Origin of the sequence: Rhodosalinus sp., from assembly GCF_046542825.1 — a bacterium.
Lineage (GTDB): Bacteria > Pseudomonadota > Alphaproteobacteria > Rhodobacterales > Rhodobacteraceae > Rhodosalinus.
The window spans coordinates 1-17,801 of the sequence record NZ_JBKHAQ010000059.1; the positions used below are offsets into that span (position 1 = coordinate 1).

The 17,801-nt window shown below is 68.8% G+C and carries 16 protein-coding genes and 1 pseudogene; 2 read left to right on the forward strand and 15 right to left on the reverse strand.

Going from position 1 to position 17,801, the window contains the following annotated elements:
* The 5 genes from ACLFOB_RS09145 to ACLFOB_RS09165 form a co-directional block, all read right to left on the reverse strand.
* Positions 1 to 301, reverse strand: a 301-nt coding sequence (locus tag ACLFOB_RS09145) for a nitrile hydratase subunit alpha (RefSeq protein WP_410925892.1), incomplete at its 3' end; no start/stop codon positions are given.
* A gap of 81 nt (positions 302 to 382) precedes the next feature.
* The gene (locus ACLFOB_RS09150; protein WP_410925893.1) at positions 383 to 1,675 is read right to left on the reverse strand and encodes an amidase; all 1,293 of its coding nucleotides are present in this window, start codon (positions 1,673 to 1,675) and stop codon (positions 383 to 385) included.
* Between the two features lie 103 nt (positions 1,676 to 1,778).
* Positions 1,779 to 2,801 (reverse strand): ABC transporter substrate-binding protein, encoded by a 1,023-nt coding sequence (locus ACLFOB_RS09155; RefSeq protein ID WP_410925894.1) that lies wholly within the window; start codon positions 2,799 to 2,801, stop codon positions 1,779 to 1,781.
* On the reverse strand, positions 2,798 to 3,634 hold the full coding sequence (locus ACLFOB_RS09160) for an ABC transporter ATP-binding protein (protein WP_410925895.1): 837 nt from the start codon (positions 3,632 to 3,634) through the stop codon (positions 2,798 to 2,800). Before ACLFOB_RS09160 ends, ACLFOB_RS09155 begins: the two co-directional genes overlap by 4 nt.
* Positions 3,631 to 4,389 (reverse strand): ABC transporter permease, encoded by a 759-nt coding sequence (locus ACLFOB_RS09165; RefSeq protein ID WP_410925896.1) that lies wholly within the window; start codon positions 4,387 to 4,389, stop codon positions 3,631 to 3,633. The genes ACLFOB_RS09160 and ACLFOB_RS09165 overlap by 4 nt, the downstream gene beginning before the upstream one ends.
* 137 nt (positions 4,390 to 4,526) lie before the next feature.
* On the opposite strand from ACLFOB_RS09165, the gene ACLFOB_RS09170 reads away from it, so the two are divergent.
* Positions 4,527 to 5,348, forward strand: coding sequence for a hypothetical protein (locus ACLFOB_RS09170; RefSeq protein ID WP_410925897.1), 822 nt, complete (start codon positions 4,527 to 4,529; stop codon positions 5,346 to 5,348).
* A 69-nt stretch (positions 5,349 to 5,417) separates the two neighbouring features.
* Here ACLFOB_RS09170 and ACLFOB_RS09175 read toward each other — a convergent pair.
* From ACLFOB_RS09175 to ACLFOB_RS09205, 7 genes and pseudogenes are all read right to left on the reverse strand, one after another.
* Positions 5,418 to 5,651, reverse strand: a pseudogene (locus tag ACLFOB_RS09175) (IS21 family transposase); the annotation flags it as partial.
* A 318-nt stretch (positions 5,652 to 5,969) separates the two neighbouring features.
* On the reverse strand, positions 5,970 to 6,203 hold the full coding sequence (locus ACLFOB_RS09180; RefSeq protein ID WP_410925898.1) for a hypothetical protein: 234 nt from the start codon (positions 6,201 to 6,203) through the stop codon (positions 5,970 to 5,972).
* 133 nt (positions 6,204 to 6,336) lie between these two features.
* Positions 6,337 to 7,809, reverse strand: a complete 1,473-nt coding sequence (locus tag ACLFOB_RS09185) for a tetratricopeptide repeat protein (RefSeq protein ID WP_410925899.1) — start codon at positions 7,807 to 7,809, stop codon at positions 6,337 to 6,339.
* Positions 7,794 to 8,852 carry a glycosyl hydrolase family 8 gene (locus ACLFOB_RS09190; protein WP_410925900.1) on the reverse strand — a complete coding sequence of 353 codons (1,059 nt, stop codon included), beginning with the start codon at positions 8,850 to 8,852 and terminating at the stop codon, positions 7,794 to 7,796. Before ACLFOB_RS09190 ends, ACLFOB_RS09185 begins: the two co-directional genes overlap by 16 nt.
* Positions 8,849 to 11,083 (reverse strand): cellulose biosynthesis cyclic di-GMP-binding regulatory protein BcsB, encoded by a 2,235-nt coding sequence (locus tag ACLFOB_RS09195; RefSeq protein WP_410925901.1) that lies wholly within the window; start codon positions 11,081 to 11,083, stop codon positions 8,849 to 8,851. Before ACLFOB_RS09195 ends, ACLFOB_RS09190 begins: the two co-directional genes overlap by 4 nt.
* Entirely contained in the window at positions 11,080 to 13,455 is a 2,376-nt protein-coding gene (bcsA, locus tag ACLFOB_RS09200) for a UDP-forming cellulose synthase catalytic subunit (protein WP_410925902.1), read from the reverse strand. The genes ACLFOB_RS09195 and bcsA overlap by 4 nt, the downstream gene beginning before the upstream one ends.
* Positions 13,452 to 14,375, reverse strand: a complete 924-nt coding sequence (locus tag ACLFOB_RS09205) for a hypothetical protein (protein ID WP_410925903.1) — start codon at positions 14,373 to 14,375, stop codon at positions 13,452 to 13,454. The genes bcsA and ACLFOB_RS09205 overlap by 4 nt, the downstream gene beginning before the upstream one ends.
* Positions 14,376 to 14,437: 62 nt before the next feature.
* Between ACLFOB_RS09205 and ACLFOB_RS09210 the strand changes: the two genes are divergently transcribed.
* Entirely contained in the window at positions 14,438 to 16,093 is a 1,656-nt protein-coding gene (locus tag ACLFOB_RS09210) for a histidine kinase N-terminal 7TM domain-containing protein (protein WP_410925904.1), read from the forward strand.
* Positions 16,094 to 16,400: 307 nt separating this feature from the next.
* Here ACLFOB_RS09210 and arsH read toward each other — a convergent pair whose 3' ends face one another.
* The 3 genes from arsH to ACLFOB_RS09225 all read right to left on the reverse strand — a co-directional run.
* Positions 16,401 to 17,135: an arsenical resistance protein ArsH gene (gene arsH / locus ACLFOB_RS09215; protein ID WP_410925905.1), complete on the reverse strand. Its 735-nt coding sequence runs from the start codon at positions 17,133 to 17,135 to the stop codon at positions 16,401 to 16,403.
* Positions 17,128 to 17,559: an arsenate reductase family protein gene (locus ACLFOB_RS09220; RefSeq protein WP_410925906.1), complete on the reverse strand. Its 432-nt coding sequence runs from the start codon at positions 17,557 to 17,559 to the stop codon at positions 17,128 to 17,130. The genes arsH and ACLFOB_RS09220 overlap by 8 nt, the downstream gene beginning before the upstream one ends.
* Positions 17,556 to 17,801, reverse strand: a 246-nt coding sequence (locus ACLFOB_RS09225) for an arsenic resistance protein (RefSeq protein ID WP_410925907.1), incomplete at its 5' end; no start/stop codon positions are given. The genes ACLFOB_RS09225 and ACLFOB_RS09220, both read right to left, overlap by 4 nt.

The following is a 17,801-nucleotide window of genomic DNA, read 5'->3' on the forward strand; positions in this document are numbered from 1 at the left end:
TGTGCTCGGCGGGGGTGTTGAACACGGCCACCATGTGCTCGCCCTGCCGCCCGACAAAGCCCATCGAGGCGATCGCCGCGGTCGCGTCCGCGCGCAGCCAGTCGGCGAACTCCGGATCGCTCCAGGCGCGCGCCACGACCGCCGCGCCGTTCCGCGGCCCGACCTTGTGTTCGTAGGTGTCGATGATGGCGTCCACCGCGGCGGGATCGACGAGACCCTTCTCCACGAGGATGGACTCGAGCGCCCGCACGCGGGCGGTCATCTCGTCGAGATCGTTGTCGTGATGGGGATGATCGTGCATGGAACAAGCCTCGGTCTCGGAGTATGCGCCGCGATGTGGCGTCTTCCAAGCGGGAAACGCCGCCCGCGCGGGTGCGATGGATCACAGATCCCGGATCAGGGGCTCGATCCCGGCGGCGAGCGACAGGAGCCTTGCGTCGTCATGGGCGCGGGCCATCAGCATCAGACCGACCGGCAGCCCGTCGCCGGTCATGGGCAGGCTGATCGCGCAGAGGCCGAGGAGGTTCGCGAGCATCGTGTCGCGGATCACCTGCCGGTTGACGGACAGCCTTTCCGCGTCGGTCGCCACCTCGGCAAGGCGCGGCGCGACGCGGCAGACCGTGGGCAGGACGACGATGTCGACCCGGTCGAACAGCGCCTGAGCCTGCGCTGTGGCCTCGGCCCGGATTGCGACGGCCTGAAGATACGCGTCGGCCGTCCAGTCGCCGCCGGCGCGCAGCCGCGCCGCGATGAAGGGATCGAGGACGTCGCGCGACGCGGTCAGCAGGTCGCCATGCGCGGCATGTGCCTCGACGGCCACGAAACCGCCGCGTTCCGCGACGGGCCTTAACGTCTGCGCCGCCTCGAGCGGCCCGCCGTCGATCAGGGCGCCGGCCTGTCGCAACTCGCGCAGGGCCGCGTCGAAGGCCGCTGCCACGCGGGCGTCGCGATCCTCGGCGCCGTCCTCGATCGTGAAGATGCGCAGGCCCGCGAGGCTCGCGGGCGGCGTCGGCACAGCGCGACCGGTCAGGATGCGATGCAGCGCGGCGCAGCCTAGCGCGGTCCGGCTGATCGTGCCGACCGTGTCGAGGCTCGGCGCCAGCGGCACGACGCCGTCGACCGGCACGATCCCGTGCGTCGGCTTGAAGCCCACCAGACCGCAGAACGCCGCCGGAATGCGGACCGACCCGCTGGTGTCGGAACCGAGGGCCGCATCGACGAGGCCGCGCGCCACCGCCACGGCGCCGCCGGAGGTGGAGCCGCCGGGAATGCGGTCGGCATCGACGGGATTGCGCGGCGTGCCGAGATGCGCGTTCAGGCCGAGCCCGCTGAACGCCAGGGGGGGCATGTTCGTCCGCCCGAACAGGATCGCGCCGGCGCGGCGCAGGCGGGCGACGGCGCACGCATCGGTGCGCGAGACCAGTTCGGTGCCCGACAGCCGGAAACCGATCCCGGTGCGCTGGCCCTGAACGTCGAAATTGTCCTTGATCGCGATGCGCAGCCCGTCGATCCCGGACAGGCGCAACCCGGCGCGCGCGCGTTCGCTCGCGTGGCGGGCCTGCAGCGCGATCACCTCGGGGTCGAGCGACGTGAAGACGTGGTCCGCCGTGGCACTTGCTGCAAGCGCCTCTTCCGTCGCGCGACGCACGCAGTCCGCCATATCGTCAGCGGGCAACACCCGATCTTCGGCCTGCGGGATCATCTGAGGCGTCCTCGTGTTTTCGGGGCAAAAAGGATTGCGCCCCCGGTGAGACCCACCGGGGGGCGCGCAGGCTGGGTCAGGGCTCGAGGACCTGCACGGCCGAGGCGTCGAAGGGGGCGTCGGCCTTCGCGGTCTCCACGGCATCGCCGAGATCCGTGATCACCGCGCTGTCGATCGGGGCCAGCCGGGGGGCGAGACCGTTATCCACGGTGAACTGCGACAGGACCCGCAGGCGCTCGACCTGCTCGGACGAGAAGCCGATGCGGATGTCCTCGAAACTCTCCGCGGTCCAGTTCGGGTCGAAGTCGCTCGCCGTGGCGATCACGTCGACGTCGATCTGCCGCGCGGCTTCGGGAATGCGGAACCACTCGTTGGTGATCTCGGCGTTCTGACCGGCCCAGTAGAGCGCCTCGGCATGCGCGCGCAGGAAGCGTTTCACGACCTCGGGGTTCTCCTCCACGAAATCGCTGCGGGCCATGATGACCATGGTGGGCGCGATGTCCTCGCCGAGCGTCGTGGCGACCCCCTGCTTCTCGAAAAACGCGATCCACGGGTCCCAGGTGAAGAAGGCGTCGACCTGGGCAGCGCGCACGGCATCGGCCAGTTCCGAAAAGCCGATATTCACGAAGGACACGTCGCTGCCGGCTTCGAGCCCGGCCTCCTGGACCATTTCGATGGCGGACTGGTAGACGGTCACGCCGAACAGGCCGTAGACCTGCGTGCCGGCGAGCTTGTCGAGGGCGTCGATCTCGGGCGTCGTCGACATGATCGCGCCCCGGAATGCGGATTGATGACCGATGGCGACCACGGGCGCGCCGGAGGCCATCACCGTGATCGCGGCGAAGTCCGAGGCGAAGCCGATGTCGATGGCGCCCGAGACCAGCGCCTCGTTCACGGCGGGGCTGGAGTTGAACAGGATCAGCTCGCCCTCGAGATCGTTGTTCGCGAGGATATCGGTGCGGTCGAGCGTGTGGGCGATCTGCGCCTGCACGGTCGTCGTCGGGATGTAGCCGATGCGCACCGCGTCGGTCGCACTGGCCGCACCTGCCGCCAGCGCGGCCAGGCCGGCCAGGAGGGCGGGGAGGGCTCTTCTGATCATTCGTCCATTTCCTTCTGCCAGTCGGGTTTGAGTGTTTCCCAGAGCTCGCGCACCGTCTGCACGAACCATGGATCGGAGCGCACCTCGGGCGCGCGGGGCTTTGCCAGGGGCACGGTGATTTCCGTGCGGATCCGGCCCGGACGCGGGCTCATCACCACGATCCGGTCGGCGAGGAACACCGCCTCGTCGATGGAATGGGTCACGAAGAGGATCGTCTTGCCGCTGTCGCTCGAGAGCCGCGCGACCTCTTCCTGCAGAAGCACGCGCGTCTGCGCATCGAGCGCGCCGAAGGGTTCGTCCATCAGGAGGATCTCGGGGTCGGGCGCCAGCGCGCGGGCGATGGCGGCGCGCTGTTTCATGCCGCCCGAGATCTCGTGCGGATACTTGTCCTCGAAGCCCGTCAGGCGCACGCGATTGATCAGGTCGCGCGCGACCGCGGCCCGCTCGGCGCGCTTCATCCCCTTGGCCTTCAGCCCGAACTCGACGTTTTCCTGCACCGTCTTCCAGGCGAAAAGCGCGTAATCCTGAAACACGACGGTGCGGCGCGCATCCGGGGAGGTGATCGGCGCGCCGTCATGCAGCGCCTCGCCGCTCGTGGCCCGCTCGAAGCCGGCGAGGATCGACAGGAGGGTGGACTTGCCGCATCCCGAAGGACCGAGCAGCGTCACGAACTCGCCCCGCCGCACGTCGAGATCGACGTCCTTCAGCGCAACCACCTCGCCGTCGCCGCGGCGCCCGGGAAAGATCTTGTTGAGGTTCCGGACCCGGATCTGCACCGGGGCCGCATCGGTGCCGGGGATGTCGCTCATCTTCGCCTCGACGCGCAGGTTCATCCGTTCCGCTCCCCGTGGTTCCAGTGGTTCAGGCGACGTTCCATGCGCTCCATCACCACGTTCATGGCAAAACCGATGGCGCCGATGACGACCATGCCGGCCACGACGTTCTGGATCTGGAACAGAAGACGGCTCTGCTGGATCAGGTAGCCCAGGCCCGATTGCGCCGCGATCAGTTCGGCCGTGACCACGCACATCCAGCCGATGCCGAGCGCGATGCGCATGGCCGGGAACACGATGGTCAGGGCCGGCGGAACCAGCACGTCGCGGAACAACAGCCACGGTCCCGCGCCGAGGCAGAGCGCGGCGTTGACCTGGGTCCGGTCGATCGCGCGGATCGCCGAATAGGTGCCGACGAAGACCGGAAACACCGCGCCGATGAAGACGAGGAAATAACTCGGCGCGTTGCCGACGCCGAACCAGACGATGGCAAGCGGGATCCAGGCCAGTGGCGGGATCGGCCGGATGGCCTCGATCGTGGGCTTGGCAAAGTCCGCGAACGGCTTGAACCAGCCGGTGGCAAATCCGAGCACGCCGCCCACGACGACGGCCAGCGCGAACCCGCCAATGACCCTCTGCAGGCTCGACAGCGCGTGGATCACGAGAGAGCCGTCTTCCAGCAAGGTCACGATCGCCATGGCGACCGCGCTCGGCGGGGGCAACAGGAAGGCGTCGATCAGCCCGATGGCCACGATGGCCTCCCAGAACGCGAGCGCCCCGACAATGCCGACGAGGTTGCGCTGGATGGATGACATGGCGGCCCCCCTGTGCCAGTACGACGAACCCAGTCTATGCGGTGGAATCGGGGCAACAATTGCGCTGTGGGTCGCTTTCTGACGCTGACTGACGCAGTATGGTGCTTCATACAGCGCCAGAATCGGGCTCGGCTCACATGACAGGCACGCAACCGACCCGGCTGGTGGAGAATCTCCGCTTCCTCACCAGCCGGTATCGCTCGATTTCCGAGTTCTGCGCAGTGGTCGGAATCAACCGTCAGCAGTTCAACAAGTACCTGTCCCAGACGGTGCGCCCGTCCGACCGCATCCGGCGCAAGATCTGCGACCATTTCGAGATCGAGCCCGCCATGCTCGACTGGCCGACCACCGAGTTCCGTGCCTTTTTCGGCGCGGGCGCCCAGACCGAGGCCCTGGCCGTGTCGCGCGCGTTCTCCGAGTTGCGGGCCGTGTTCGACGCCAACGACGAGCGCATCGGCGACTACGAGGGGTATTACCGCCGCTACTACATGTCGTTCTCGCAACGGGGCTTCGTGTTGCGCTCGCTTCTGAAGATCGAGGTCGATGCGGGCATCGGGTTCTTCCGCTGCATCGAACGGCTGCATCCGGCCGCGACCCGGCGCCGGCGCGCCACCCTGTTCAAGTATCGTGGCATCGCGAGCTTCCTGCGCGAGCGGATCTTCCTGACGGGCTGGGAGCATCTCAGCCGCAACGAGATCACCCATACCGTTCTCTATCCGACCTATGCCAATGGCCACAGCTACATGTTCGGCATCATCAGCGGCTGTTCGGCGGCGGCCATGCGAGAGCCCTTGAGTTCGCGCATCGTCCTGGAACGCATCGACGCGCCGCCCGATCTGCGCAGGGAGGCGGCGCAGTTGGGGGCCTATCCCACGGATCACGAGGCGATCCCGAGCGACGTGTCACAGTTCCTGCTGGCACCTGCAGAAGCCAATGGGGTCATGCGCGGCTCCTACTAGATGCCTTCGCCGAACTCTCGCGGAGATCTTCAAAAATCCTTTCTTGTCGGGTCGTTAGGGATGTTAGACGTAGTTGACGGTGTTGTCGGTCAGCGCCCGATCGCAGGCGGCCTCCAGCCGGTCACGGCCAAACCTGCGCTCGAGGCTCAGCACCCCCAGGGCTGAGCGATATCCCTGCTCGGGGTGCGGCCTGTCGCGCATGAGGAACTCGACGAGGATGGCGACATGTTGGCCGACGCGACCAGCGCGCAGGATCAGATACTCCGGCGTCATCCCGCCGTGACGCTGGTGCGCCTTGGGCACGCCACCGAAGAGCTTCAGCGCACGGACCTGCGCCTCGATCCAGTCGGGCAGCGTCTGGGTGAGGCTGGCCCAGGCGAAGGTGTAGCTGGATCCTCGCAGCGCAGGGCCACGAGATCGTCGAGGCGGCACCGGAGTTCGATCACCCTCCAACCCGACATCGGCAAGGTCATTGCGCAACGCACGGAAGCCGAGACGCGCCGGCTCATCGCCGAACTGCCGGACGCGGTCCTCAGTCATGTGTGCGACCTGTTCAGCGAGCAGGACTGTTACGACTTCTTCAAGGCCGCAGGATACAAGACCGATTAAACGCGATGCGCTCTAGATCGTGGAGACTGAGATCCAAAAAATTCGTCGATTGAACTGGAGGGCTTCGCCACCGCTTGATGCCTGGACGCGATCACCTGCTTCGGCTGGATCAAGCTTCAAGGGCGAAATCACTGCTCCACCCCATAGAGCGCCCTCAAGTGCCTGAAACAGGCGCTGGATCTTGATCGAACGCAGATTGAAACCGGACGCTCTACGACGGTTCACATCCTCCTCCCAGAAATCCACGAACAACACGCCTCCGATGCGAAGATCGAAGTCGAATGAGAATGCCCGGATGCGTGGGCCGGCGAGCCCCGAGTTCCCGGACCAGAGGTTCTGCGATCGCACTGTCTGAAACGACCCGCATGCGGCGGGCATGTCAGGGGACGCTCAACGCGCGCCGCGTTTCCGGCGTTGCGAGCTGCGAATGCAGGTCGAGAAAGATCTCGCGCGCGGCGCTGCGCTCGCCGAGATTCAGGAGCGCGTAGCCCTTGAGCAGCGCGAGATCGCGGCGCGTGACACCGGTCAGCCGTTCATGCTCCTCGAAAAAGGCGATGGCGCGGGCGAAGTCCCTCCGCTGGTAGGCCCGCACACCGCGCTGATTCAGGATCTGCCCCTCGATCTCGATCCGCTGGGCCTGGCGGAGCGGCGCCGAGGCGGCGACCCGCGCGGCCTGTTCCGTCATGTCGAGCTGCAACATCGCCAGAAGCAGACCAAAGCTTGCGTCGGTCCGGACTTCGGCGCTCGGGGCCCGCTCGACCGCCTGGCGGAACGCGGCGACGGCTTCCATCGGACGGTCGGCGTTGTAGGCGCACCAGCCGCGCTGGTAGATCACCCGAATGTTCGACGATCCGGCCGAAAGGGCGAGGCATTGCGTCCAGTCCCCCCTCTCGGCGGCAGCCTCGATCCCGGTCAGGCTACCGCTTCCGGCACGCGATGCGCCTGTCGCTGCCGTGGTCTCCGGCGCGGGTGTCCGCCGCGCGGACGCCGGCCTGCGCGTCAGCGTATCGGGCCGGTCGACCGGCCGCAGGCTCGTCTCCGGCCCTGTGCCGCCGGCGGTCGGGCGCTGCGCCTCCGTCGCCTCGCCGTCTAGGTCTATTCTCCGCTCGCCGTTGCCCCAGCGCGGCTCGGCCTGCCGGCCGGCGCGCAGCCGGTCCTCGGTCCGGCGCAGGCGTGCCGTCGCCTCCGGCGCCTGCGCCTGCGCGATGTCGGAGAACTCGGCCAGTTCCGAGAGGGTGGCGACGGCCTCGGCCTTCTCCAGCGTGGCAACGAGGATATCGGGCGCCGTGCATGTGCGCAGCACGGATCGGTAGATCGACAGGGCGCGGTCGGTTTCGCCCAGCGACAGATGCATCCGTGCCAGCTCCCAGGCGTTGTTCGCCCGCTCGCAGGACAGGAGCGCCGGGACCCCGCGCGCGATCCCGATGGCGGTCTCGGCCCGGTCGGCGGCCACCGCCGCGTCGAATTCGCTCTGCGCCTCCGACACGCTCAGCAGCGTGAGCATGTCGGCCGGCGGCGACCAGTCGGGGAAGGCACGGTCCGTCTCGTCGATGAGCTGCCGGGCGCCCTCGTAGTCGCCGTCCGCGATCAGGGCATAGATGCGGTCGATCGAATCGGGCCCGGCCGGGCCGGACAGGTCCTCGAGATCCTCGGGCGGCGTCCAGTCCGGGAAGGCCCGTTGCAGGCGCCGCAGCTCGGAGGTCACCGCCTCTTCGTTGTCCTGCTCGAGATAGAAGCGCAGCGCCTGAAGGTCGCTTTCGGAGGGCTCCTGCGCGGCGGCGCCCGCGGCACCGAGCGACAGGACCAGGGCGAGCGCGGCGGCGCGCAGGCCGGGGGTCAAATCGGCAGGCATGCGGGCAACGTCCGGATCTGGGCCATCATGACGAACATGTGCAGGGTCGAGGGGTAATAGGGTTGAGCGGGGCTGTAGGGCGGGATCGGCGCGCCCGGACCGCCCTCAGCGGCGCAGTGCGACAAGGCCGCCACCGCGCGGTAACCGGGATCGCCGCTGGTCTCCAGCACCGTGCCCGTCTCCGCGTCGAGGACCGTCGCGGACAGCCCCTGCGGCGCGCGTGCCATCGCGTCGGCGGCGCGCGCCAGTGCCGGATGCCCGTGTTCGCCCGACCACGCGAGGAAGAGCGGCACGCGCAGCGCCTCGTATCCCGCGTCATGCGAGAAGCCGGACGGCGCCCGTCGTCCCTCGGGCGTCAGTTCGAGCCAGTCGGGAACGACGGCCTCCTGCGCGATCTCCGACATCAGTGACAGGCCCGACGTGGCCGCGCGATCGAGCTCGGGCTGCCCGGTGGCTGCCGCCACCTCGCGCATTGCGAGCGGCATCATGTAGGACGGGTTCACGATCACGCCGTCGGGCGTGGTAAAACCCTCTGCCGCCGGCAGCAGTATGGGCTGCCCCGGTCGATCGGGGCGCGAGGCGACGCAGCTTCGCACCAGGTCCGACGCCACCGCCGCCGCGCGGTCGCGCCATGCAGCATGGCCGAACCGCTCGGCACCGCGCAGCAGCGCCCAGGCATGGAAGAGATCGCCATCGCTGGCATTGTTCAGATCCGGCACCCGTTCCGGCACGTCGGGCAGCCAGCGCCAGGCCAGAAGCGCGTCGCCCCTGATGGCGAGGTTTTCCTGCGTCCAGGCGGCCATGCGGCGAAAAGCGTCTTCGTCGCCTACCTCGACGGCGATCGACATGCCGTAGCTCTGCCCCTCCGAGTGGCTTGCGCCCCTTTGCGGCGCGTCCACAACCCGGCCGCTGAAGTCCAGATGCGCGTCGCGCCATGCCGTCCAGAGGGGCCAGAGCGGGTGCTCCGCCCCGGACGGTTGGGCCAGGACAGGCCCGGCGGTTGCCGCAGCCGCTGCAATTCCCAGAAAGTGCCGCCGTCTCATTCGTCGTTCCTCCGTGTGAGAACGAGGATTGCCATGGCCACAAGGGCCGAGAGAACGGTCAGCGCAAGGATCGCTGCGACGTAGCCGAGCGGCGCGAGGGTGGCGTGATTCCCCATGACCGCCCTTAGATTGGACAGCTTGAGTGGCTCGTGCAACTTCAGCGTGCGGTCAGGGGCGGTCCAGCTGACCCAGCCCGTCGCCTCTTCGTAGAGTGCGACCTGCCCGGACGGGCCGTCACGGCTGTCGCGACTGCCGGCGAGCGCGCGGACGATCTCGTCCGGTCGCGCGGAGCGCCCGAGGACCAGCCAGATATCGCCGGGCCGGTCCGGGTCCGGCTGCAACAGGGCTGCCTGCGCCTCGCGCTGCGTCAGCCACTCGCCCAGTTCGACCGTCTCGCCGAACGCCAGCCGCTCCAGCGCGCCGGCCAGCCGCGCAGGAAGCGCCGCGATCTCGCCGGGCGTCGGCAGGCCGAACCAGCCACCCTCCTCGCTTACCTCGTCCCAGGGGGTCGCGGCCGACACCGGCGCGCCCGCCCCCTCCGCGACCCCGTCCAGCGCCGCGTTCAGGGCGCGCAGGTTGTCGCGCACCAGCGGCGCCTCGATGCCGGAAAGGTCGCTCGGCGTGCCGACCGTCAGCCTGGCGCGCGGGAGCGGGTCGTCCGGCGAGGATCCGCCGGGCGCAGCGAGCGCAGCCGCAACCTGCGGCAATAGCCCGGGCGGCAGGCTGCCCGATGCCTCGTCGCCCGGCACGATATCGGTGCCTGCAAGCGCGGAAAGGGACAGGTCGAGCGATGGCAGTGACATGCGTGGCGAGGTGGGCACGAAGAGCTGGCTGCCCCTGGAGATTTCAAGCACCGGGCCGTCGAGCTCTTCACAGGCCGCGTCCGGCGGATCGCCCGGGATCAGCGCCTCGAACTCCAGCCGGTTGACCCCCGGTTCCAGCAGGCGCGCCCCGAAGGAGATCGGCAGCGTCGGCTGGGCGCGCCCGCCGTCGCGGTCCAGCGGCAGAAGACGGATGGTCGTGCCGTTTACCTTGACCAGCAGCAGCGCGCCCTCGGGCAGCCCCTCGGCGAAGCGATAGTCGAGATCGAGCCGCGCCTTCTGCGAGGCCAGCAGCACCCAGTCCCACGGCAGGCGAAAGTCGACCGGAATGCGGATGTAGCGCCCTTCGCCCACCAACCGCCCGGCGCCGAGGTCCGAGAGCGCCTGGGCGCTGCCCGGCGTGGCGACCGCAAGGCCGGTCTGATCCGGTCCGTCCGCGGCATCGGCCAGACCGGCGCTGACCTGAGCATAGTCCGTGCCCTGTTCCAGCAGCAGCACGAGCGCCCCGTCGCCGCCGCGCGCGAACCGCGGCTCATCCGGGCCCCGGCCCGGCGGCAGCGCCGTGATGCGCGCAAGGTCGGGCGGTCCGGCCGACTGTCGCCAGTAGCCGACGCTCTCGACAGCCGGCGGCGTACCGCCCAGCGACCTCGCGACCTCGGCGATGAAGGGCGCCGCCTCGACGAGCGATGCCCGCGGGTCAGGCCGCTTGATGGGGATCGGCGCGCCGCGTGCTGCCTGCGCCGAGATCGCGGCAAGAAACCCGTCGGCGTCGGTGCCGAAGCTCTCTGTGGGCAGGCTCACGCCGCTCGCTCGCGGGTCGATCTCGGTCCACAGGGCGAAGGCCGCGTCAGGCCCGCAGGCGACGCGGTGCGTATGGCGGGCGATGATCGTCACCTCGTTCCGCCCGGCGCGCAGACCCCCCTCCGGTACCGCGAGGGTATCGCGCGCGAAGCCTTCGAAGTTGTCCGGCGCCAGTGTGCCGAGGTCGGTGCCGTTGACCCTGACCGCGAGCCGCGACCGCTCGGGCAGCGCGTCGATGCCCGAGCGGTGCACGAGCGCCAGTTCCGTCTCCCCCGGCGCGGACGGCAGGTAGAGGACGAAGCGCGCCGTCGCTGCCTCGCCGGCCAGCCTGCGGATCGGGCCGCTCTCGATACGCGGTTCGGCGGCCCGGAGCGGGACCAGCTGCGCGCGCTGCTCGGGCGCCGGCGTGTCGGCCGCCGGACCCTGCGTGCGGCCGCGATCCGCAGGATCGCGCGGCGCAGTGGAGCGTGGCGGTGCATCCTCGGGCGGCGCGGGCGCCTGATCCTCGGGCGGATCGAGGGGGATGATCTGTGCGTGCACCGGGCTGGCGAGGCCCGCCACGAGCGCCACGGCGAGCGTGCGCCCGAAAGGCGGCAGGCGGCGCGTCACCGCGGGTGTTCCTCGTCGAGGATGAAGTCGAGACCCTCTCGGCCCGACCTGCGCGCGCGCGGCGCGGTGGCGGAGGGCACGGCGAAGTCCGCCCCGAAGGCCAGAAGATGCACCGGAACCGCCTCGTCCCGACGCTCGGTCGCGGCGCGGCGGCGGCGTGCCGGTTCGCGGATGAAATCGGCGAACGTGCGGGGAATAGAGGACAGGCTGAGCCCGAATGCAAAGAGAAGCCCGGATGCGAGACCCCGCGCACGTGTCCGGTCCTCGCGCAGGTGACGCCACGCCTCGCTGTCGGAGAAGATGAGATAGGCCACCGCCTCGCGCGTGGACATCGGCTGATCCGGCAGCAGGTGGATGCCCGCGGCAGGGCCTTCCGGACTGCGGGCGACGGCCCTTACCTCTGCAGCGATCTCGCGCTCGAGGTCCGGGGCCTCGGGAAAGTGCGGTTGGAAGACGACCCGCGCGCCCGGCCCGAGGTCCGAAAGCCGTGCCTCGGCCGGCGTGCCGTGCGGTGCGGTCATGAACTGAAGCCGCGCGCCGCTGGTCGAGGCGTCGGTGACGACCACTTCGAGCTCCGGCCCCATGTCCGTGTCGTCGGGCAACCACGCGGACGCCGGGACCCGTGTGCTCACCCGCGGCGCGCTGCGGCGCTGCCGCTTTTCCGACACGGCGCGGAGGGCGAGCGCGGCGAGCAGGAAGTTGAACAGCGCCCAGCCGCCCACGACCTCCACCACCGTGCGGTCACCGGGAAAGGCGATCCAGCGCGCGACCGCGACGGCAACCCCGATGCCCAGCAACACGGTCAGCAACAGCAGCGGCCGGTAGATGGGCGAGATGTAATCCTCGCTCAGCGTCTCGTCCTTCGCGGTCACGGCGAACGTCGCGGCGCGCGGGCGGCGGATCGTCTTGAAGATCTGCGTGGCAAGATAGGGCGCCTGCGCGACCTCGTAGACCTCGGAGATCAGCGGCCAGCGGGTGCGCGCGAAAAGCGCGTTCTGAACCATGAAACTGACCAAGAGGTAACTGAGCATGTACGCCAGCACCTCCTCGCCCGTGGCGACGAAGATCTCGAGCCCGAAGAAGAGGTAGAACAGCGGGATGATCAGGAAGCTGAGCCGCACCAGGGGAAACAGCCAGAAGCTCATCGAGTTCAGGTAGCACAACCGTTGCAGCAACGAGAGGCCGGACCGGAAGAGCGGGTTCTTGAGCAGCAGTATCTGGGTCATGCCGGTGGCCCAGCGACCGCGCTGCTGGATGAACGAGGCGAAGGTCTCGGGCTGCAGTCCCGCGATCATCGCGCGGTTCAGATAAAGGCTCTCCCACCCCCGGGAGTGGATGTCGAGCGCGGTCTCGGCATCCTCGGTGATCGTCTCTCCGGAAAAGCCTCCGACCTCGTCGAGCGCGGCCCGCCGCAGAACGGCAGCGGAGCCGCAGAAGAAGGCGCCGCGCCAGCGGTCGAGGCCGCGGTGAATCTGGGCGTAGAACATCTCGTTCTCCGCCGGGCAGGCATCCGGCAGGCCCAGATTGCGCTGGATCGGGTCGCGACTGATGAAGAAATGCGGCGTCTGGACCAGGAACAGGCGCGGGCTCTCGACGAAATAGCCCACCGTCCGGGCAAGAAAGTCGCAGCTCGGCACGTGGTCTGCGTCGAACACCACCACGAGATCGCCATCGATTTTTTCCAGAGCGGCGCTCATGTTGCCGGCCTTGGCGCGTTCGTTTCGCGCGCGCGCCGTGTACATGACGCCCAGTTCGGCGCACATCGCCTGAAGCTCGGCCCGCCGCGCGCGCGAAGCTTCCGCGATCTTCGGGTCCGGATGCGCGCAGCGCTGGTCGGTGCCGCCGTCGTCGCAGAGCACGACGCGGAGTTTGTCGCGCGGGTAATAGATGTTCCTGGCCGCGGCGAGCGTGACGCTCAGCATCTCGGGCGGCTCGTTGTAGGAGGGCACCAGCACGTCCACCGTGGGCAGATCCGCTGCACGCACCCGACGCGGCAGCGCCCGCTCCGTCGGATCAGAGTTGATGAAGGCCGTCAGAAAAAAGACGGCGATGGCATAGGTTTCGACGGTCAGCAGCAGGAGCGCCGCGGCGAAGGAGGCCGGGGCATCCGGTGATGGCAACGTCTCCAGCACCCGCCAGATCCAGTAGCGCAGGATCAGCACGCTCGCCACCGCCAGCAGAAGCACCCGGGGCACGAGGTGGCGTCTGGCGAAGGGCTTGAGCAGCGCGACCGCGACCACCGCCGCGATACCCAGAAGCCCCTGTACCGCCGTCGAGGTGGGCGTGCTGGCCAGCACGACAATGGGCACAAGCAGCCCGATCCAGAGCACCCCCAGCGCCGTGGCCGAGCGCGATGTGCGCCCGCGGCTCATGAGGCGGGTGCCGCCAGCGGCGACAGGGTGCGCACGGGGGCGCCGCCCGCCATGCCCTCGGGTGCGGGAAACCCGACGCTCCGGGGGCCTGCGGGCTCAAGTGCCTCGCCCACGTCGCCGCGCACGCAGTTGCGCATCACCATGTCGAGCGCGACGGCGCGCCCGGGCAGCAGCCGGTCGCCGACATCGAACCGGCGTATCGCCAGAACGCAGGTCGTGCCCGCACCGCTTGCCCATTCGGCCCAGGTCAGCGTGCCTGCCGTGTCCTCGTCGCTGCGCAGAATATCCAGTTCGGCCTGTGTGAACGGCGGGGGCAGGCCGCCGGCCTGCGCGAGCACGCGCTGCAGCCGCAGCCTGCCTGCGTCGGCCAGAAAACCGGGGGCCTCTGCCCGAAGATAGACGAAGTTGTCGCCCGGTAGCGCGGTGTGGTTCGGCAACAACAGGCGTTGTTCGGAGATCCGCGCAAAGCGGCGTTCCAGCACGAGCCGCGTCTGCGGCAGGTTGAGCCAGGCATCCTCGGAGGTCACGGTCACCCATTCGGTCCGGGCGACGCCGCGCTGCAGGTCGGTCAACCCGGGGTTGTCACCGGTACAGGCGGCCAGGAAAGCCGCGACGAGCGGCACGAGGCCCCGGACCGTCCACGCGGCCCTTTGAATTAGCCCTTCGGAGAGAGAAGACCATCGAAGCAAGACTGTGTCCTTGGCGCATCGCGTCTCATAAAAGCGAAAGCGGTTGCAATCTCCGGCTACCCGAAACGAAGACATATTGCGATACTGCGAGGCTTTCGCCCTTGCATCCGTGACATGGAGGCGCAAAAGGGCAACAGTCGCGACGGGCAGACCGGACCGCGCCGTGCAACAGGAATACGGCACCTTCCTGCGCGGGTCTTGCAGAACCGCGATGTATTGCACCTGCAACACGGGACTTTCCGAGGCCGCCACGGCGGCGGGCCGTCTCGGTCCCATCAGATGGAGCAGCGGGCATGGAGCGGGGACTGGCTGGCTGTCTGGCAACGGCGACGCCCGAGGCGCTTGCGCTCTTAGTCGCCGGGGTCATGGTGGGAGCGCTTGTCTTCCTGCTTTGGCTGCGACGCTCGACACATTTCTACGGCAAGCGGCTCTTCACGATCGCAAACTGGGCTCTCGTGTGGTGGCTGGGCGCCGCGGCGCTCGAGCTCTCGGTCGAACCCGCCGGATGCAAGCTCCTGTTCGCGACGCTCGCCTATCCCGGAATCGCGCTCCTTCCGACCGCCTGGGTTCTCTTCGTCTACCGTTACGCCAGCGGCCGCACCGGCCCGCTGCCCGTCGGGCAGATCGCGCTGCTGGTCGGCGCACCGCTCGTGGTGACCGCGCTCGCGGCGACCAATCCGCTGCACGAGATGTTCTACGCCGCCGGCACGGGGCCGCGCGACGCCACGCCAGGCGCGCCGATCGTGTACGAGTACGGGCCGTTCTTCTTCGTCGCGGCCACCTATCTGTACGCTTGCCTCGCCACCGCTGCCGGCTTGCTGGCGGTCGGGACGTTCGTTTCACAGGCGCCTTACCGCGGCCATTTTGCCGCGCTCTTCGTGCTCATGGTCCTGCCCTTGGCCGGCAACGTGCTCTACGTCACGCGCAACGTGACGATCGCCGGGTTCGATCCAACGCCGCTTCTCTTCGCTGGCGTCCTTGTCGTCTACGCCTGGCTCATCAACGTGAACAGACTTTTCGACCTGTCCTGGATCGCTCGGGATCTCGTCTTCGACGAGCTGCCGAGCGCCTATCTCATCATCGCCCACACCGGGCAGGTCTTCGGCGCGAACGCCCGGGCGAAGGAGCACTTCGGCATCGATCCCGCGGCGCGACGTCAACTCGAGAACGCTCCGGGGTTCGGCCCCCTGTTGCGCACCCTGATGCGACAGCCGGAACGGACCACCGTGCAGGTGATCGAGATCGGAGACCGAAGCTACGAGGCACTGCCACGGCCGATCTACCGACCGATGGGGCTTCAGTACCCCGTCATGGGGTGGGTTCTGGCGCTGACCGACATCACCGACCGGCTGGAACGGCAGCGCAAGCTGGAGACAGCGCTGGAGGTCTCCGCGCGGCGCGCGGCGCAGATGACGCTGCACAACAGGCGGATGCGGGCCGAGGCGCGAACCGACGCGCTGACCGGCCTGCGCAACCGACGCAGCCTGCAGGAAGACCTCTCGATCCTCTATGCGAAGGATCTGCCTGCACCGAGCTTCGTCACGGTGGCCGCGATCGATCTGGATCACTTCAAGTCGATCAACGACACCTTCGGCCACGACGCGGGCGACATCGTGCTGGCCGCCTTCGCCGAGCGCCTTGCCGGCAGCTTCCGAGCCAGGGACAGGATCTACCGCCTCGGTGGCGAGGAGTTCATCGTCACCGCGGAGGGCCTGAGCAAGGCCGAAGCGGCGGATCGGCTCGAAGGCCTGCGGGACACGGTGCTCCGGATGCCCGAGTGCGCCGCCTTCGACGGGCTCGAGGTGCGGTTCAGTGCCGGCCTTGCGACATGGCCTGACGATCATCCGGATCTTTACGCCGTATTGCGTCTTGCGGACGCGCGTCTCTACCGCGCGAAGGGCGCAGGACGGTCACAGACATTGGCCGATGGCAGCGCCCCCGGCTCCTGAGGCACTGCAAATACCCGCGCGGCGCCAGCGTTGAGTACGCCCATGGCGGCATTCGCCGGGCCCAGGTTTACGTGCTGCATAATGGGCCGTGCCGCCGTGCGCCAAATGCAAAGGCTGGGCGGCGATGCGCCCGCCGTCGCCGTGGGTCGCGGCCCCGCCATCGTCAATCGCCACGACCTCGTCTTCAGCAGCACGCCCAGCGACCCCGAAATCGCCGCCGCGCATCGGCGTTGCCTCCTTTGTCGCTCTTCTCGCCTTGAGAAGGACATGAGGCGGCGCCGGCGGGCTGGCGGAGACCGCAGCGCGCTCAGGTGGCGGAGGAGAGGTTCACGCGCTTCATCAGCGCGGCCGCGGTTTCCTTTCGCTCCGAATATCGGTCCACGAGATAAGCCTTCCGGTCCCGCGTGAGCAGCGTGAACTTCACCAGCTCCTCCATGACATCCACGATGCGGTCGTAAAGTGGCGACGGGCGCATCCGTCCCGCCTCGTCGAACTCCTGGAACGCCTTGGGGATGGAGGATTGGTTGGGGATGGTCAGCATCCGCATCCAGCGCCCGAGGAGCCGCATCTGGTTCACGGCGTTGAAGCTCTGCGAGCCGCCCGAGACCTGCATCACCGCCAGCGTCTTTCCCTGCGTGGGGCGCACGGCGCCCTCGGACAGCGGGATCCAGTCGATCTGGGTCTTCATCAGCCCGGTCATGGCGCCGTGTCGCTCCGGGCTGGACCAGACCATGCCCTCGCACCAGGCCACGAGGTCGCGCAACTCGCGGACCTTCGGGTGGGTGGCATCCACCCCGTCATCGACGAGAGGCAGGCCAGACGGATTAAAGAACCGCACCTCGGCCCCGAGCCCCGTCAGGATGCGGGCGGCTTCCTCGGCCGACAGCCGACTGAAGGATCGGGCCCGGAGCGAGCCGTAAAGCAGCAGGATTCGAGGCGGATGGGTGCTGATGGCGGGCGATTGCAGCCGGTCGTGGTCGACAGGCCCGAAACTCGCCTCGTCGATCTGCGGGGTGGTCAGGTCGGTCAGGGGGTCAGGCAATCCGGTTTCCTTCGGCGTCGATGATCAACTGGCCGTCCTCCTTGGCCAGCGGGCCGGGAGGGAGCCTGTCGAGCAGGTCGAGGACGGTCCCGGACGGGCGGCAGAGTCTGACGCCCTTCGGCGTGCAGACGATCGGACGGTTCACAAGGATCGGGTGGCGCGTCATCGCCTCGAGAAGGGTGCCATCGGTGACGTTCGCCGCCGTCAGCCCCATCTCCTCGGCCGGTGAGCGCGCGACCCGCAGCGCCGCGCGCGCGGTGAGTCCGGCGGCTGCGAACAGCGCCAGAAGCTGTGGACGCGTCCAGCCTTCCGTCAGGTAGTCGATGACGGTCGGCTCGTACCCGGCGGCGCGGATGATCCCGAGCACGTTGCGGGACGTGCCGCAGTCGGGATTGTGATGGATCACGACCGGGAAGATGCTCATGCCGGGAACCTCTCGCGCGTCCGGTTCGCGATGGCGACGAGGCTCAGCATCACCGGCACCTCGACCAGGACGCCGACCACGGTGGCCAGCGCCGCGCCGGAGTTCAGGCCGAAAAGCCCGATGGCCACGGCGACCGCCAGTTCGAAGAAGTTCGACGTGCCGATCAGCGCGCAGGGGGCGGCGACTTTGTGCGGCACGCGCCACGCCCATGCCGCGGCGTAGCCAAGCACGAAGATCCCGTA

Excerpts from the sequence above, each read along its gene's own strand:
- ACLFOB_RS09155 (WP_410925894.1), bottom strand. The coding sequence starts at position 2,801 with ATGATCAGAAGAGCCCTCCCCGCCCTCCTGGCCGGCCTGGCCGCGCTG.
- ACLFOB_RS09160 (WP_410925895.1), bottom strand. The coding sequence starts at position 3,634 with ATGAACCTGCGCGTCGAGGCGAAGATGAGCGACATCCCCGGCACCGAT.
- ACLFOB_RS09165 (WP_410925896.1), bottom strand. The coding sequence starts at position 4,389 with ATGTCATCCATCCAGCGCAACCTCGTCGGCATTGTCGGGGCGCTCGCG.
- ACLFOB_RS09170 (WP_410925897.1), top strand. The coding sequence starts at position 4,527 with ATGACAGGCACGCAACCGACCCGGCTGGTGGAGAATCTCCGCTTCCTC.
- ACLFOB_RS09185 (WP_410925899.1), bottom strand. The coding sequence starts at position 7,809 with ATGCCTGCCGATTTGACCCCCGGCCTGCGCGCCGCCGCGCTCGCCCTG.
- ACLFOB_RS09190 (WP_410925900.1), bottom strand. The coding sequence starts at position 8,852 with ATGAGACGGCGGCACTTTCTGGGAATTGCAGCGGCTGCGGCAACCGCC.
- bcsA (WP_410925902.1), bottom strand. The coding sequence starts at position 13,455 with ATGAGCCGCGGGCGCACATCGCGCTCGGCCACGGCGCTGGGGGTGCTC.
- ACLFOB_RS09210 (WP_410925904.1), top strand. The coding sequence starts at position 14,438 with ATGGAGCGGGGACTGGCTGGCTGTCTGGCAACGGCGACGCCCGAGGCG.
- ACLFOB_RS09220 (WP_410925906.1), bottom strand. The coding sequence starts at position 17,559 with ATGAGCATCTTCCCGGTCGTGATCCATCACAATCCCGACTGCGGCACG.